Here is a 15082-nt window from a genome sequence, read left to right on the forward strand (position 1 = left end):
AAATCGCAAATCAATATATTTCGGCTTTTTGACCATTTAATTCTTTCTAGAATGAACCCGGACTATGCATGCATGAAACAACCGGATAGCCGATGACCGTAAACAGCCTCGCCAGCCCACCGCAACACGCCCACCGTATCGTCCAGCTCGACGGCTTGCGCGCCTTCGCGGTACTCGCCGTGTTCGCGCAGCACGCACTGCGCGCGCCGCTCTGGATGGGTGTCGATCTGTTCTTCGTGCTGAGCGGCTTTCTGATCACCGGCATCCTGCTCGAACGCAAGTCGCGCGGGCAGTCGTATTTCAGCTACTTCTATGCGCGCCGCGTGCGCCGCATCCTGCCGCCGTACATCCTGCTGATGATCGTCTCGTCGCTGCTGTTCGGCTTCGGCTGGGCGCACTACTGGCCGTGGTACGCGTTCTTCGCGACCAATATCGGCGACGCGCTGGGCCAGAGCGGCCACGACAGCCTCAACATTCTCTGGTCGCTCGCGGTCGAGGAGCAGTTCTATATCTTCTGGCCCTTCGTGGTGCTGTTGCTGCCGCAACGCATGCTCGCCGTGGTGGCCGCAGCGCTCGTGCTCATCGTGCCCGTGCTGCGCGCGGTCGCGACGCCGTGGTTCGATTCGTTCTGGCCCATTTATTACCTCACGCCGTTCCGCATGGACCTGCTCGCGATGGGCGCGCTGCTCGCCGTGCTCGTGCGGCGCGACCGTAACGCGCTCGAACCCTTCAAGGTGCCGGCGGCCATCCTGTTCTTTGCCGCGCTCGCCGTGCTCGCGTGGCTGCACCTGCATTACCCGCGCTTTCGCGCCGCCAACACGCCGCTCTCGAACGCCATGCTCTACAGCGTATCGCTCGTGCTGTGCACTTCCACGGTGGTGTTCGCGCTGCAATCGAAGGGCTTCATCAAACGTATGCTCTGCAATCCGGTGCTGGTCTATATCGGCACCATCAGCTACACGATCTATCTGATTCACCTCACGATTCTCTATGCGGTGTGGCCGCTCCATTACAGCCGCCCCGTGAGCGCCGCCATCGCGCTCGCCATCACGCTCGCCTATGCGAGCGCAAGCTGGTTTCTCTTCGAAAAGCGTCTCACGCGCGGCCCGAACCGCCGCCCCCTGCCTGCGCACGCCGCCGTGCGCGAGCATGTGAGCGCCCCCACCTCGCAGTCCTGAATCTCGACCCGATTTTCGACTGACGAAACTGGCAAAACTGACAAGCAGATTCCGAATCCACGTTCGCTATTTCAAAGGTACTGACACATGAACGAACGACGCAAAGCGATCATCACCGGCGTATCCGGCCAGGACGGCGCGTATCTGACCAAACTGCTGCTCGACAAGGGCTATCAGGTGGTCGGCACCTACCGGCGTACCAGCTCGGTCAACTTCTGGCGCATGAACGAACTCGGCGTCACGGATCATCCCTCGCTCGAACTCGTCGAGCACGATCTCACCGATGCCGGCTCGACGCTGCGCCTGCTCGAACGCGCCCAGGCAAGCGAGATCTACAACCTCGCGGCGCAAAGTTTCGTGGGCGTATCGTTCGACCAGCCCGTGACCACGGCCGAAGTGACCGGTGTTGGCGCGCTGAACCTGCTCGAAGGCATTCGCGTGGTCAACCCGAAAATGCGTTTCTATCAGGCTTCGACCTCCGAAATGTTCGGCAAGGTCCAGGCCGTGCCGCAGCGCGAAGATACGCCGTTCTACCCGCGCAGCCCGTATGGCATCGCCAAGCTGTTCGCGCACTGGTCCACGGTCAACTACCGCGAGTCCTATGACATCTTCGCGACCAGCGGCATTCTGTTCAATCACGAATCGCCGCTGCGCGGCCGCGAGTTCGTGACGCGCAAGATCACCGACGCCGTGGCGAAGATCAAGCTCGGCAAGCAAAGCGTGCTCGAACTCGGCAACATGGACGCCAAGCGCGACTGGGGCTACGCCTCCGAATACGTGGAAGGCATGTGGCGCATGCTGCAAGCCGACGATCCGGACACCTATGTACTCGCCACGGGCCGCACCGAAACCGTGCGCGACTTCGTGACGATGGCATTCGCCGCGGCCGGCTTCCAGCTCGAATGGTCGGGCCGCGCCGAGCGCGAGACCGCCGTCGACATTGCCACGGGCCGCACGCTGGTACGCGTGAGCCCGCGCTTTTACCGCCCTGCCGAAGTCGATCTGCTGATCGGCGACGCGAGCAAAGCGCGCAGCAAGCTCGGCTGGGAGCCGCAAACCTCGCTCGAGCAACTCTGCCAGATGATGGTCACGGCCGACCTCACGCGCAACGAGCGACATGACACGTTCTGAGCGTTCTAACGACGCGCGCGCGCCACGCGCGCTCATCACCGGCGTGGGCGGCTTCACGGGCCGCTACATGGCCGCACGCCTGGCCGCGGACGGCTACCGCATCTGGGGCACCGTGCGCGCCGGCGAACCCGTTGACGATGCGGGCGTGCCGGGCGGCATCACAGCGCTCGCCGCCGACCTGCTCGACCCCGAAGCGCTCGCCCACGCCGTGGAGGCAGTGCGGCCCGAAGTGGTCGTGCACCTCGCGGCGATGGCGAACGTCGCCAACGGCGACGTCGCCCGCACCTATGTCGTCAACGTGGTCGGCACGCGCAACCTGCTCGACGTGCTGGCGCACCAGCGTCATCTGCCGCGCGCCGTGCTGCTCGCGAGCAGCGCGAACGTCTATGGCAACGCGACATCCGGCGTCATCGACGAATGCGTGGCGCCGCAGCCGGCGAACGATTACGCGGTGAGCAAGCTCGCGATGGAATACGTCGCGAAGCGCTGGAACGCGCAGTTGCCGTTGATGATCGCGCGGCCGTTCAACTACACAGGCGTGGGCCAGAGCACCGATTTTCTGCTGCCCAAGATCGTCGAGCATTATGCGCGCGGCGACCGCTCGATCTCGCTTGGCAATACTGAGGTGAGTCGCGACTTCTCCGATGTGCGCGATGTGGTGGATGCCTATGCGAGGCTCATTGCGGCGGCGCCGCGCGGCGAGACGGTCAATGTCTGTTCCGGGACCGGCTGGACGCTCGGTGAAGTGCTTGCCATGCTCTCGCGTATCGCGGGTTATGAAATTGAAGTCAACGTCGATTCGCGTTTTGTGCGTGCCAATGAAGTGAGGCATCTGGTGGGCTCGAATGCGAAGTTGCGATCGATTGTGGGTGAATTTGCGTGTACGCCTATCGAAGGGACGCTTCGGTGGATGTTTGAGGAAGCGTGCCGGCGCTTGCGGGCCGGTTGAATTAGGTGGGCTGCTTGTCGCGGTTCCTGCGGTTGTCGCGTTTCCTTGTGTTCGTGTCGGTCTATTAGCGTTGCCCCTGTGCGGGGCAACGCTAATAGACCACCACGAAAGCAAGGAAACGCGACAACCACCCCAAACAACCAAAGCTACTTAATGCACCCCACCAGCGGCAGAAATAGCTTCAGCATAAACATCAGCGACACGCTTAGCGATCACAGCATTATCGAAATTCTCCCGCGCATAAGTCTTGCACGCGTCTTCATCAGGCAACTTGATACGCCCAGAAAAAGCGGCATCGATACCTTCAGCAATCGCGGCAGCACCCGTTTCCGGCAACACGAGATCCTGCGAGAGCCCAGCCACGGCTTCAGGCAACCCACCCACCGGTGTAACCAGCACCGGCGTACCCGCCGAAAGCGACTCCACCGTGATAAGCCCAAAGCCTTCAAGCGCCACTGTAGGCACGACACTCAGCGTCGCCGCGCGATAAAGCGATGGCAACTGCGCATCAGGCACAAAACCCAGCAGCTTGACGTTATCAGTCAATCCCGCTTCATCAATGCGCTGTTGCAGTTCGGCTTCCAGACGTCCGCGCCCGGCAATCAGCAGCAGCACGTCAGGGTGACGCTGCTTCACCACCTTGATCGCATCGATCAGATCTTCCAGCCCCATGCGGCGCACGAGTCGGCGCACGGCCAGCACGATCGGACGATTCTGCGGCAATTGCAGACGCAAACGCGCCTCGGCGCGCGTACAAGCCGGATCGAAATGCGCGGTATCCACGCAACCCGGCACGATACGCACACGCTCGGGCGAGATCGCATAGCGCTTCGTAAGAATGTCACCAAACGCTTTCGACAACACAATAAGCCGCGACGATCGTTCGTACACCGACTGTTCAAGCGAATGCTTGATACGCTGACTCAGCGAGGCCGCGCCTTCGACGAAACTCTCATCGGCCCAAGGCCCCTGAAAATGCGAGACCTGCGGAATACCGCGTGTCACATCGAGCCCCGGAAAGGTATAAAGCGCGAAGTGCGAGGAAATCACATCAGGCCGATGGCTCTGAATCTCGCGACGCAGCGCGCGGCGCGCGTCCATCAAGCGAAACGGCAGCGAGCGAGCGGCCGAGCCGAAGCCCTGGATCGCACCGCCGCTGTCTTCGGCCACTTTGGGGGAGCCGGCCACGACGCCGCGCACGTGCACACCTGCACCCGGCAGCGCCCCCACGAGCGAGTAATACATGCGGTCGAGCCCGCCCGCACGCTCCGGAAACCAGTGCATGCCGATCTGTAGCGAACGGATGGAATGTTTTGTCATTTCGTATCCTTGTTATGCCCGAATACTGGCGTGTTCTGTCTGATATACACGTGCTTCGTCGTTTGCTTCGTTGCGCACGGTGGCGCCCGCGTCGCCAGCCAACTGGCGATAGAGCGCGATGTATTGCGAGGCCATGCGCGCCCAGCCGAATTCGCCGGCCAGCTTCGCGGCGGCCTCACCCATGGCAAGGCGGCGCGGGGTATCATCGGCGAGTTGCAGGATCGCGCCCGCGAGCGCGGGTGCGTCGTCCGGGTCGTCCAGCACGATGCCGCAATCGGGCGTGATGATTTCCGCCCCGCCCGCCGTCTGCGCGGTGACCACGGGCAGCCCCGCCGCCATCGCCTCCAGCAGGGAGAGGCTCATTGCTTCGTAGCGCGAAGGAAATACGTAAGCATCCACGCTGCGCATCAGCACCGGCATTTCCCGCACCAGACCGAGGAAATGCACGCGCGAGGCAATTCCCAGTTCGCGCGCCATCTCCGGGTACGGGCTGCCGGGCAGGTAGCCCGCCACCGCCAGATGCACGCGCTCGGGCAGTTGCTTGAGTGCATGCAGCACGGTGCCGAGATTCTTGCGCGGCGTGCGCAGGTCGCCCACGAAGAGCAGGAAGAACTTGTCTTCCGGCAGTTCGAACTTCGTGCGGTCGGCGCTGGCCGAGGCGAAGCCGCGCGTATCCACGCCGTTGTAGATCACGTCGAGCCGCTCGACGGGGTTGCCGCCCGAGGCGACGATCTCGTCGGCCACTTTGCGCGAGACGGCCGCGATCACGCGCGAACGCCGGTAGGCCCAGCGCTCCAGCACCGCGTTGGCGCGCGTGTAGATGGTCTGGTACGCCGACCATACGCCGCCCGTAAGCGCGAACGGGTAATACTTGCTGCGCCCCCAGCCGCCGTGCACGAAGTGCGCGGTGTTGACGTCGGCATGCGCCCACGTGATGAAGCCGTTCACATGCAGCACGTCGTATTCGCGGCGATGGCGGCGCAGCCACAGCGCGCTCTTGAGCGCGAACACCTGCTGGCGCAGCAGATTGGTCGGCCACGCGCGCGAAGGCTGCACCGGCACCCACTTCACTTTCGGATGCGCCAGCAGTTCCGGCGCGACATGCGAAGCCACCAGCGTGACCTCGAATCCTTCGTCGAGGGCCGCGCGCGCGATTTCGTGATTGACACGCCCCTGGCCGTCGTTGTGGCGCACCACGTGCGTGACGATTGCGACTCTCAATTGGAGACCTCCATGTTGCGGGCCTGGAGACGAGTCAGCTTGCTCCAGTGGCCCGCGCCAAGAATGGAAAACACACTCGAAAACAGCAGCAGACCGCCCGTGCCGACCAGCGAGTTGGTGAACACGAGCATCGCGAAGATCGACACCATGAGGCTCATGCACGCGCAGACGTAGCGGTCCTCGGGCATGCGCAGCGCGATGCGCAGCGCGCGCACGATGAGCCACAGCACGCCCGACATATACATCAGCGTGCCGGGCCAGCCGAGCACGAACGGGATGTTCATCACGCCGCTGTCGAAGCTGCCGTACTGGCCGAGTTGGCCGTTATTGCTGGAAAGCTTGGTCGATGCGCCGGTGGCGCCCAGGCCTTCGCCCGTCACATCGGTGAAGGCCTTTTTCGCGAAGTCGGCGTAGAACTGGTTACGCGCTGCATAGCTCTGGTCGTCCTTCAGGTTCACGAGCGTATCCAGGCGCTGCTGCATGCGCTCGGCCACGGGGCCGAAAGTCAGCAGCGGCACGCACACGCCCGCGAGCACGAGCGCGCTCACGATGATGCGAATACGCACCTTGTTGCTCGACTTCATCAACTGGATCACCATGGCGATCGCCCAGCCGCCCCAGGTCGAGCGCACCAGCGATAGCGCGAACGCGAAGAAGCCGAACGCCGCCGCAACCCAGCGCACGCGATGCTTCGCGGCCATCACGAGCACCATCGCGCCCATCATCGCGAACGCGAACGGGCCCGAGGAGTTCATCGTGCTGAACACGCGCACGCCCAGCGGCACCGGATCGCCCTGCGAGTTCATGTCGGAGCCGATCATCCACATGGCGTCCCACGGCGGCATGATGAAGAACTGCACGAGGCCGTAGGCGCCCATCACGAGCATGCCGTAGATGAACGTGTTGACGATGGTGTCGCGGCACTCGGGATACTGGCGCGTGAGCACCATGATGTGAAAGCCGATCAGGAACGGATAGATCCAGTTCGCCAGGTCGTAGACCGCGGCGGCGGGGCCGCTGCCCACCACGCCCACCACGAACCCGTAGCCGATGCCGAGCATCGCGAGCAGGATCGGCAGCCCGCGACGCTGCGCGAGCAGCGGGTAGTAGCGCAGCAGCGAAATCCCGCTGATCATCGTGACTGCGAGCGGCGCAACCTGAATCAGGCTCGTGGGCGTGAAGCCGCCCTTGCCGAAGTCGGCGAGGCGCCGCACCTCGGGGCTCAGGAACCATAGCCACCACATGTAGCCGATATAGCGAACCGGATTCACGAAGTAGAGCCAAAAGCCCACGCCGATGGCGAGCACCGGAAACGCGAGCGTGAGCACCGTACCCTGGTGCGCGAGAATCAGCAGCGTCGTGAGGGTCCACAGCGCGATCACCGGCAGCGTATCGCGGCCGAGCGCGCGGCGCAGGCCTGAGCGCTTGCGTGCGGCCGATGCTGCGGGTGCTGCCGGCGCGGCGGCACGCACCGTGATGGGCCGCGAAGGCGGCGGTGGCGGAGAAGGAACAGCAGACGGAATACGCATGATTACATCCCGCCCGGCAACTGACCTGAAGCCTGGCCCGAAGGCTGATTCGCGGCCTGATTCGCGGCCTGATTCGCAGCGCGAGCACCCGCGCTCTGCGCCACGCGCGGATCGCGCTCGCGCATCATTTCACGCGTCAATTGCGCGTGCTGGCGAGCAAAGTTCTCGGTCGTGAGATCGCGCGTGGTCAATTGCTCGCAGGCCGCGCGCGCCTGGGCGAGCGCACGCGCGGGATCGTCGACGAGCGCATTCACGGCGGCCTGCAATTGCTGGGTATTGAAGGGCTCGACGTAGAACGCGGCCTTTTCGTCGAAGTAATCTTCGAGTGCGCCCACCTTCGTGACGATCATCGGCTTGCCGAGCGCCGCCGCCTCGAGCATCACGGTAATACCCGATGCGTGCGTGTTGGGGCGCAGCGGCACGACGATGATATCGGCCCAATCATAGAGCGCGTGCTGCTGCTGGATGCCGGACACGCGCACGATCTCCACGTTCGACGCGCGTGCCGAAGCGGGCATGCGCCTACGCGTGGCGATGCGCACCTGATAGCGCGCGTCGTTGCCGAGCGCGCCCACGAGCGTGGTCCAGTCGCGGTCGCGGTCGTTGCCGATGCCGGCCACGCGCACGGGCGTGTTCGGCTTCCAGTGCGAAGGCGGACGCAGCGGAAAATCGTTGGTGTTCAAACCGTAAAGCACGTGACGCGCATCGCGGCCGAAATAGTCGCCGCATAGCGCCGCGTTCTCGCTCGCGAGCGTGGTCAGCAGGTCGGCGCGCTTGAGCAGGCGTTGGTAGAACGCGCGGCGCAGCGCGCCGTAGCCGGGCCAGCGGTCGAGCAGCCACACGCTTTGCGCGAGCAGCAGCGGACGCGCGCCGCCCTTCTTCGCGTTCATGAGCAGAACCAGCGCCACGGCCAGATGCTCCTGTTCCGTATGCGTCCAGATCACGTCCGAATCGAGAATCGCACGGCGATTGCGCCATGCGTGAATGAAATCGAAGCCCAGCGCGGCCTTCAGTGCGCGGCGCGCGAAGCGTACCGGCGTGCTCTCGCTCGTATCCTGCGCGTAGTTGAGCGCGAACTCCGCGGACTCCGCGTGATGGTAGCCGTAAAGGGAGCCGATGTTCTCACCCTTGCGGTAACGGCGCGGGTCGGCGCCATAGAAGAGGTGGACGTGGACTTGCGTACCGCTCATTCGAGGTCCTCCGTTGAATCGATTACAAAATGCGCGTGAGGTGCCTCAGGCGATGGCGCGGCGCGCCTCGTGTGCGCCGCCGCGCACGGCGCGCCAGCGCGCGAACGCCACGGCAGGCGAGCCCGCGCGTACTGCGCTCAGGCCCGTATGCAGCAGGCCCGGATAAACACGGGTGCCGATGAGCGCCCACCACCACCAGGCCGTCTCGCGATGCAGCGGCGAAAGATTGCCGCGCAGGATCAGGTGGAAGTTGTAGGCGGCGTTGCGGATCGAGGCGAGCGTCTGCGCATTGCGCGGATCTTCGCCGGGACGCGGCGCGGGAAAATGGTCGACGGCCACGCGCGGGTCGTACACGAGTTTCCAGCCCGAACGCTTCACGCTCATGCTGAACGCCATGTCGTTATGCGTCTGCGCGCCGCTGCCGCGCAGGCGGCGGTCGAAGCGCAGCTCGCCGATGGCGGCGCGCCGGTAGCTCATGTTCGCGCCCTTGAGCAGATCGACTTCGCGCGCTTCGCCCACCCCCAGGTGGTGATTGCCGACGATGCGCCCCGAGCGCTGCACGCGCCCCACGAGCACGCACTCGCCATCGAGCACGCGGCCTTCCTCGTGAACCCAGTCGCGCCCGCCGAGCGCGCCCAGCTTGTCGTCGGCCTCGAAGTGCGCCGCGATGCGCGCGACCCAGTCGGCGTGCGGCGCGGCGTCGTCGTCGGTAATGGCGATCACGTCGCCCGTCGCGGCTTCCAGACCGCGATTGAGCGCGGCCACCTGCCCCGGCTCCTCCACGGTCGCCACCTCCACGTTGAGCACCTGAGGCGTCGCGTGCCCGGCGAGGCAGGCATGCGTGGCTTGGTCGTCGGCACGCGCCACCACGACGATCTGATCCGGCGTGCGCTGCTGGCGCAGCAGCGCCGAGAGGCAGCGCGCCAGATCGTCAGGACGACGATACGTCGGCACGAGCACGGTCACTTTCATCGCGCTTTTCTCCGTTGTTTCAACTCGCGTTTTCGGCTGCATTTCGTCTGCAATGACATGGTCCGGCCGCTGTAGCTCCATTGCGCATCAGGCGCTCAGGTATTCCTGCACGTTGGCATAGCCATACGCGTACTTGCCGTGCGCGCGCGCCGACACCCCGTTGAAGACCCCGCCGGTCACGTGCACGCCCGCATTGCGCAGACGCTTGAGCGTATCGGCGATTTCGGCCTCCGTATGCACGCCCGAGCGCAGCACGAGGAAGGTCGATCCCGCATGACCGCTCAGGATGGCGGCATCGGTCACGGCGAGCACCGGCGGCGTATCCACGAGCAGGATGTCGTAGCGCTTCGCGAGCCCTTCGAGGTACTGGTTCAGGCGCGGCGACATCAGCAGCTCGGACGGGTTCGGCGGACGGCGGCCGCACGAGATGAAGTGCAGGTTGTCCACTTCGGTCGCGCGAATGGCCTCGTCCAGCGCGATCTGGCCGGAGAGCAGTTCCGAAAAACCATTGGCCTGCGGGCCGCCCAGGTAGCGCTCGAGCGCGCCGCGGCGCATGTCGCCGTCGATCATCAGCACGCGCTTGCCCGAGTGGGCCAGCAGCACGGCAAGGTTCGCCGTGAGGAAGCTCTTGCCCACGCCGGGCACCGAGCCGGTCATGACGACAACGTGATTGCGCGCATCCATGACGCTGAATTGCAGCGAGGTGCGCAGCGAGCGCAGGCTCTCGACCGTGAGGTCCTTGGGCGCCACGTTCGCGAGCACTTCACGCATACGCGTGCCGCCGCGCGTCGGGGCGCGCTTCTCCAGCGCGGCCTGCTCCGCCGAGAGCGGCACGAGGCCGTACACGGGCAGATCGAAGGTGCGCTCGATCTGGTCCGGATCGACGATGCCCTTGAACATGTTCCGGCGCATCAGCACGAAGCCGGTGCCGAGGATGAGGCCGAGCATCGAGGCCGCCGAGATGATGAGCAGCTTCTTCGGCTTCGAAGGGTTGCCCGGGCGCATCGCGGCGTCGACGATATGGACGTTGCCGCCCGTGCCCACGCGCTGCACCGAAAGCTCCTGAATACGATTGAGCAGCAGCACGTAGATGTCTTCCGCCACCTTCGCGTCGCGCTGCAACTGCACGGCCTTCACTTCAGTGGCCGGCAGGTCGCGGAACTTGGTGTCGTACTTCGCACGCTCGCCCTGCAATTGCGCGAGCTGCTGGCGCGCGGCGATCAGCAACGGGTGCTGCTCGCCAAAGCGTTGCTGGAGCGAAGCGATCTGCAATTGCATCGCCGAAATTTGCTGCTCGTACTGCACGCTGCCGTCCAGGTAGATCTTGGCTTCGTCGCTCGCGTTGATCGAACCCGACTTGCTCTGATACGCGGTGAGCGCGGCTTCGGCGTGTTCGAGATCGGCCTTCAGGCGCGGCTGCTCGCTGCGCAGGAAGTCGAGCATCTTGCTCGCGTCGGCCTGCTTGGTCGCCACGTGCTCGCGCAGATACGACTGCGCGACGGCGTTGGCGATATCGGCGGCCGCTTGCGGGTCGCTGCCTTCGAGCGCGATGTCGATCACACCCGTCTGCTTGCCCTGCTCCTGCACCTTGAGGGCGTTCTGGAACGCCGAGACCGCATCGAGGTCGTTCAGGCGCACGACCTTGAAGCGCTCGCCCGGGCGTGCCTTGAGCTCGTTCACGAGCAGCGTGACGCCGCCGCCCTGCACGCGCTGACCAACCGCGCCTTCGAGCAGGCGGCCGCCATCGGGCCCGGAAATCACGTAGCGGTTGTCGTCGAGCGCGGTGAGCGTGAGCTTCTTGCCTTCGAGCTCGGGCGCCACCTGGATCGAATCGATGTTGAGGACTTCGCCGCCCCATGCATAGTCCTTGAGGCCGAACCACGGATGCGAGGGCGTGCCCGGCGTCGCGAGACGCGCGGCGAGGCTGCCGATGACGGGCAGCGAGACCGGCGCGGCCGTGAAGTTCAGCTTGAACTGTTTGACGACCGGTTCGAGCACGCTGCGGCTCTGGATCATCTGGATTTCGGCGTCGGTTGGCAGGCTGCCCTGCTGTCCGCTGGTGACGTTCGCGCCGGACTGCGTCTGCGTGAGCGCCTGGGACGTGTAGTCCTGCTGCTCGACGCGGACCTGCGTGTCGGCCGTATAGATCGGCTTGGCCACGAAGCAATAGAACACGGCTGCACCGATCACCACTGCGGCGATCGCGATGAGCCAGCCGATGTCGTCAAAGATGACGCGCAGCAACTGGCCGAGGACGACGTCCTCTTCCTCTGTGCGGGCCGCCGGGGCCGGTTGACTGATGGCTTGTTGCGTACTCACGATTCGATCCCGTTTTTTAACTCGTGTTGCGAGAAAAGAATGCCCGCGCGCTTTTAGCGCGTGAGCTGCTTCAGGTAGAAGACCGTCTGGACAGTCGGCAACACCTGCTGCAACACACGGTTGAAGGTGGTCGAGGCGGCCGTTCCGACGTACACGACATCCAGCGGCTTGAGCTGGAATTGCGACGACAGCATGATCGCGTCGGGCTTGGTCATATCGAGTCGGTAGATCTCCGGCTGGGTTGGGTTGTCCTTCATGCCGCGCATCACGAAGATCTGGCGCGGGTTCGCGTCGGTGTCGAGAATGCCGCCGGCCGTCGTGAGCGCGTCGGCAATGGTGAGCTTGCCGCGGATCAGACTGGTCTGGGTCGGCGTCTTCACCTCGCCCATCACGAATATTCTGCTATCCGAACGATCCGGAATATTGACGATGTCGCCGTCCTGCAGCACCACGTTCTGGCTCTGGTCGCCGCCGTCGAGCATGGCGTTGGCGTCGAGTGTGTAGAGCTTGCCGTTGCGGGTGAGGCGCACGCGGTTGATGTCGGCGCCGTCGGTGGTGCCGCCCGAGCGCGTGATGGCGTCCACGAGCGTGAGCGGCACATCGCTCATGGCGAGCGGGCCAGGCGTCTTCACGTCGCCGGTCACCTGCACCTTCTGGCTGCGATAGGCGAGCACGCGCACGTCCACCTGCGGGTTCTTGATGTACGGCCCGAGGCCCGACGCGATCTGGTCGCGCAGCTGGCCCGGCGTCTTGCCCACTGCCCGCACGCGGCCCACGAACGGGAAGTAGATCGTGCCGTCCTTCGCCACGGTCTGCCCGTAGGGGTCGGCCTCGCCCGGCAGCGCGGTGGTATATGGCTGCTTGAGCGCCTGCCCCACGGTCTGCGTGGTGTTGCCGCCCGACGAGAACGTCGAGCCTTGCGGCGTCGAAAGCTCGGGGTGGTCGTACACCGTCACGCCCAGAATGTCCTGCGGCGCGATGTGGTACGTGTAATCCGAGGTATTCGCAAACTTGCCCGGGGGCACCTCGGCCTTCTGGGCCGACGCGGCGGACTGCGCCTGCTGCATCACGAGTTGCGACGTGATCAGATGCACGTCGTACTGCTTCTGCGGCTCGTCGTTCTTCTGCTCTTTGAGGCTCGACGTGTCGAGGTAATTGCCGGGCGCCGTGGAGCACGCCGCAACGAAGGCGCTCAACGCCAGAGCAGTCATCAGATTGAGTTTTTTCATTGGCATATTCGGCTCAGCCATCCCTTAACCAGTCGATCCATCAACTCCAGACTCTCGCGATACGCGACCTCATCGAGGCCATGCGGATCGGCGACATCCGAGTTTTCCCAATTGCCTAGCGCGTACACCTTGCCGCGCGCGGTCGGTTCAATACGCTCGACGGCACTCACCTGGTGGCGCTCCGTCACGAGCACGAGGTCGGCGCGGCGCACGAGGCGTGGCGTGAGGCGGCGCGAGCGATGCTCGCCGACCTCCACGCCGCGCTCAGCGAGCAGGCGCTGCATCACCGGGTCCATGTCCTCGCCGTCCAGCGCGCGCAGGCCCGCCGAATGAAACGCGCCCGCGTGCTTGCCAGCCCGATCGCGCGTCTGCTCGATAAAGCGCGCGCGAAATAGCTGCTCCGCCGCGGGCGAGCGGCAGACATTTGCATGGCAGACGATCAATACGTCCTTGAACATGGCCCGATGGCTCCTCAGTTTTCCTTATTGCTTCTTCAAGCACGGCGCTTGATGGCGCTTATGCCGGGCGTCGCTACGCGGAAACCCGCGTCTGCGTAGTCTGCGTAGTCTGGGTAGCGGCTTCGGCGCGCGCGCGGCTCGATTGCGCAGCGCTCGCGCGGCCCACCGCGTGATATTCGACGCCGAGTTCCTGCATCGCGGGCGGGTCGTAGAGATTGCGCCCGTCGAACACGATCGGCGTCTTCAGTTGTTCCTTGAGCGTCTCGAAGTCCGGCGCCTTGAACACCTTCCACTCGGTGGCGACCACGAGCGCGTCCGCGCCGCTGGCCGCTTCCATCGCGTCCTGTACGTAGGTGAGGCGTTCGAGCTGCTCGGGCGTCGTGGCCAGATCGAGTGCGAGCACGCGCCGCGCTTCGGGCATGGCGACCGGGTCATAGGCCACCACGCGCGCGCCGCGCGCGAGCAGCTCGGCGATCAGTGTGCGGCTCGGTGCTTCGCGCATGTCGTCCGTGTTCGGCTTGAACGCGAGGCCCCAGAGGCCAAAGGTGCGGCCCGTGAGATCGGAGCCGAAGCGCGTGACGATTTTCTGCGCGAGCACCTGCTTCTGGGCGTCGTTCACGGCTTCCACCGCGCGCAGGATTTGCAGCGGCTCGCCGAATTCCTCGGAAGTGCGCACCAGCGCCTTCACATCCTTCGGGAAGCACGAGCCGCCATAGCCGCAGCCCGCGTAGAGAAAGTCGTAGCCGATGCGCGGGTCGGAGCCGATGCCGCGACGCACCGCCTCGATGTCGGCACCCACGCGGTCGGCGAGATTCGCAAGCTCGTTCATGAACGAGATGCGCGTGGCGAGCATGGCATTGGCCGCGTACTTCGTGAACTCGGCCGAATGCACGTCCATGTAGAGCGTGCGTTCGCGATTGCGATTGAACGGTGCGTAGAGGCGCTTCATCAGCTCGCGCGCGCGCTCGCCGGGCACGTCGTCGTCGCAGCCCAGCACGATGCGGTCGGGGCGCGCGAAGTCTTCCACGGCAGCGCCTTCCTTCAGGAACTCGGGGTTCGAGACCACCGAGAACATCTGGCTCTCGCCGCGCTTGCGCAGCTCGGAAGCAATGGCGTCACGCACGAGCGCGGCCGTGCCCACGGGCACCGTCGACTTGTCGACGATCACCTTGAAGCCCTTCATGTGGCGGCCGATATTGCGCGCGGCTGCCAGCACGTATTGCAGATCGGCGGAGCCGTCCTCGTCGGGCGGCGTGCCCACCGCGATGAACTGCACGTCGCCGTGCGCGACGGCCGCCTCGACATCGGTCGAGAACGTGAGCCGGCGCGCGCGCCGGTTGCGCTCGATGATCTCTTGCAGGCCCGGCTCGTGAATCGGCACGACGCCTTGATTGAGCAGGTCGATCTTGTGCTGGTCGACGTCGAGACAGAACACGTCGTTGCCGATGTCGGCCAGACACGCGCCCGTTACGAGACCCACATAACCGCTGCCAATGATCGTCAGATTCATGCCCACCTCAAAAGTAATTGCCTGTTGGTGTCTATCCGGCCCGCGCCGTCATGCGCAGTGCATCCGCACCGCAAGA

12 protein-coding genes are annotated in these 15082 nt (G+C 64.8%); 3 read left to right on the top strand and 9 right to left on the bottom strand.

The window, feature by feature from the left end; genetic code table 11:
- Positions 1–92 precede the first annotated feature (92 nt).
- From L5014_RS04345 to L5014_RS04355, 3 genes are all read left to right on the top strand, one after another.
- The gene (locus L5014_RS04345; RefSeq protein WP_238462337.1) at positions 93–1178 is read left to right on the top strand and encodes an acyltransferase family protein; all 1086 of its coding nucleotides are present in this window, start codon (positions 93–95) and stop codon (positions 1176–1178) included.
- 87 nt (positions 1179–1265) lie between these two features.
- Positions 1266–2309 carry a GDP-mannose 4,6-dehydratase gene (gene gmd / locus L5014_RS04350; protein WP_238462338.1) on the top strand — a complete coding sequence of 348 codons (1044 nt, stop codon included), beginning with the start codon at positions 1266–1268 and terminating at the stop codon, positions 2307–2309.
- Complete coding sequence (locus tag L5014_RS04355; protein ID WP_238462339.1) at positions 2296–3258, top strand: NAD-dependent epimerase/dehydratase family protein; 963 nt, start codon at positions 2296–2298, stop codon at positions 3256–3258. The genes gmd and L5014_RS04355 overlap by 14 nt, the downstream gene beginning before the upstream one ends.
- A gap of 150 nt (positions 3259–3408) precedes the next feature.
- Here L5014_RS04355 and L5014_RS04360 read toward each other — a convergent pair whose 3' ends face one another.
- From L5014_RS04360 to L5014_RS04400, 9 genes are all read right to left on the bottom strand, one after another.
- Positions 3409–4578 (bottom strand): glycosyltransferase family 4 protein, encoded by a 1170-nt coding sequence (locus L5014_RS04360; RefSeq protein ID WP_238462340.1) that lies wholly within the window; start codon positions 4576–4578, stop codon positions 3409–3411.
- Positions 4579–4590: 12 nt separating this feature from the next.
- Positions 4591–5799 carry a glycosyltransferase family 4 protein gene (locus L5014_RS04365; RefSeq protein ID WP_238462341.1) on the bottom strand — a complete coding sequence of 403 codons (1209 nt, stop codon included), beginning with the start codon at positions 5797–5799 and terminating at the stop codon, positions 4591–4593.
- Positions 5796–7331, bottom strand: coding sequence for a glucose-6-phosphate isomerase (locus L5014_RS04370; protein WP_420800015.1), 1536 nt, complete (start codon positions 7329–7331; stop codon positions 5796–5798). Before L5014_RS04370 ends, L5014_RS04365 begins: the two co-directional genes overlap by 4 nt.
- On the bottom strand, positions 7331–8518 hold the full coding sequence (locus L5014_RS04375; RefSeq protein ID WP_238462343.1) for a glycosyltransferase: 1188 nt from the start codon (positions 8516–8518) through the stop codon (positions 7331–7333). The genes L5014_RS04370 and L5014_RS04375 overlap by 1 nt, the downstream gene beginning before the upstream one ends.
- Before the next feature lie 45 nt (positions 8519–8563).
- Positions 8564–9490 (bottom strand): glycosyltransferase family 2 protein, encoded by a 927-nt coding sequence (locus L5014_RS04380; RefSeq protein ID WP_238462344.1) that lies wholly within the window; start codon positions 9488–9490, stop codon positions 8564–8566.
- 87 nt (positions 9491–9577) lie between these two features.
- The gene (locus tag L5014_RS04385; RefSeq protein WP_420800016.1) at positions 9578–11812 is read right to left on the bottom strand and encodes a polysaccharide biosynthesis tyrosine autokinase; all 2235 of its coding nucleotides are present in this window, start codon (positions 11810–11812) and stop codon (positions 9578–9580) included.
- Between the two features lie 50 nt (positions 11813–11862).
- Positions 11863–13044, bottom strand: coding sequence for a polysaccharide biosynthesis/export family protein (locus L5014_RS04390; protein WP_420800011.1), 1182 nt, complete (start codon positions 13042–13044; stop codon positions 11863–11865).
- Positions 13035–13496, bottom strand: a complete 462-nt coding sequence (locus L5014_RS04395) for an arsenate reductase/protein-tyrosine-phosphatase family protein (RefSeq protein ID WP_238462347.1) — start codon at positions 13494–13496, stop codon at positions 13035–13037. The genes L5014_RS04390 and L5014_RS04395 overlap by 10 nt, the downstream gene beginning before the upstream one ends.
- Positions 13497–13569: 73 nt before the next feature.
- Positions 13570–15006 (bottom strand): UDP-glucose dehydrogenase family protein, encoded by a 1437-nt coding sequence (locus tag L5014_RS04400; RefSeq protein ID WP_238462348.1) that lies wholly within the window; start codon positions 15004–15006, stop codon positions 13570–13572.
- Between the last annotated feature and the right edge of the window lie 76 nt (positions 15007–15082).

This window comes from Paraburkholderia tagetis (assembly GCF_022213065.1).
GTDB lineage: Bacteria > Pseudomonadota > Gammaproteobacteria > Burkholderiales > Burkholderiaceae > Paraburkholderia > Paraburkholderia tagetis.

Excerpts from the sequence above, each read along its gene's own strand:
- L5014_RS04390 (WP_420800011.1), bottom strand. The coding sequence starts at position 13,044 with ATGCCAATGAAAAAACTCAATCTGATGACTGCTCTGGCGTTGAGCGCC.
- L5014_RS04380 (WP_238462344.1), bottom strand. The coding sequence starts at position 9,490 with ATGAAAGTGACCGTGCTCGTGCCGACGTATCGTCGTCCTGACGATCTG.
- L5014_RS04355 (WP_238462339.1), top strand. The coding sequence starts at position 2,296 with ATGACACGTTCTGAGCGTTCTAACGACGCGCGCGCGCCACGCGCGCTC.
- L5014_RS04395 (WP_238462347.1), bottom strand. The coding sequence starts at position 13,496 with ATGTTCAAGGACGTATTGATCGTCTGCCATGCAAATGTCTGCCGCTCG.
- gmd (WP_238462338.1), top strand. The coding sequence starts at position 1,266 with ATGAACGAACGACGCAAAGCGATCATCACCGGCGTATCCGGCCAGGAC.
- L5014_RS04375 (WP_238462343.1), bottom strand. The coding sequence starts at position 8,518 with ATGAGCGGTACGCAAGTCCACGTCCACCTCTTCTATGGCGCCGACCCG.
- L5014_RS04400 (WP_238462348.1), bottom strand. The coding sequence starts at position 15,006 with ATGAATCTGACGATCATTGGCAGCGGTTATGTGGGTCTCGTAACGGGC.
- L5014_RS04345 (WP_238462337.1), top strand. The coding sequence starts at position 93 with ATGACCGTAAACAGCCTCGCCAGCCCACCGCAACACGCCCACCGTATC.
- L5014_RS04360 (WP_238462340.1), bottom strand. The coding sequence starts at position 4,578 with ATGACAAAACATTCCATCCGTTCGCTACAGATCGGCATGCACTGGTTT.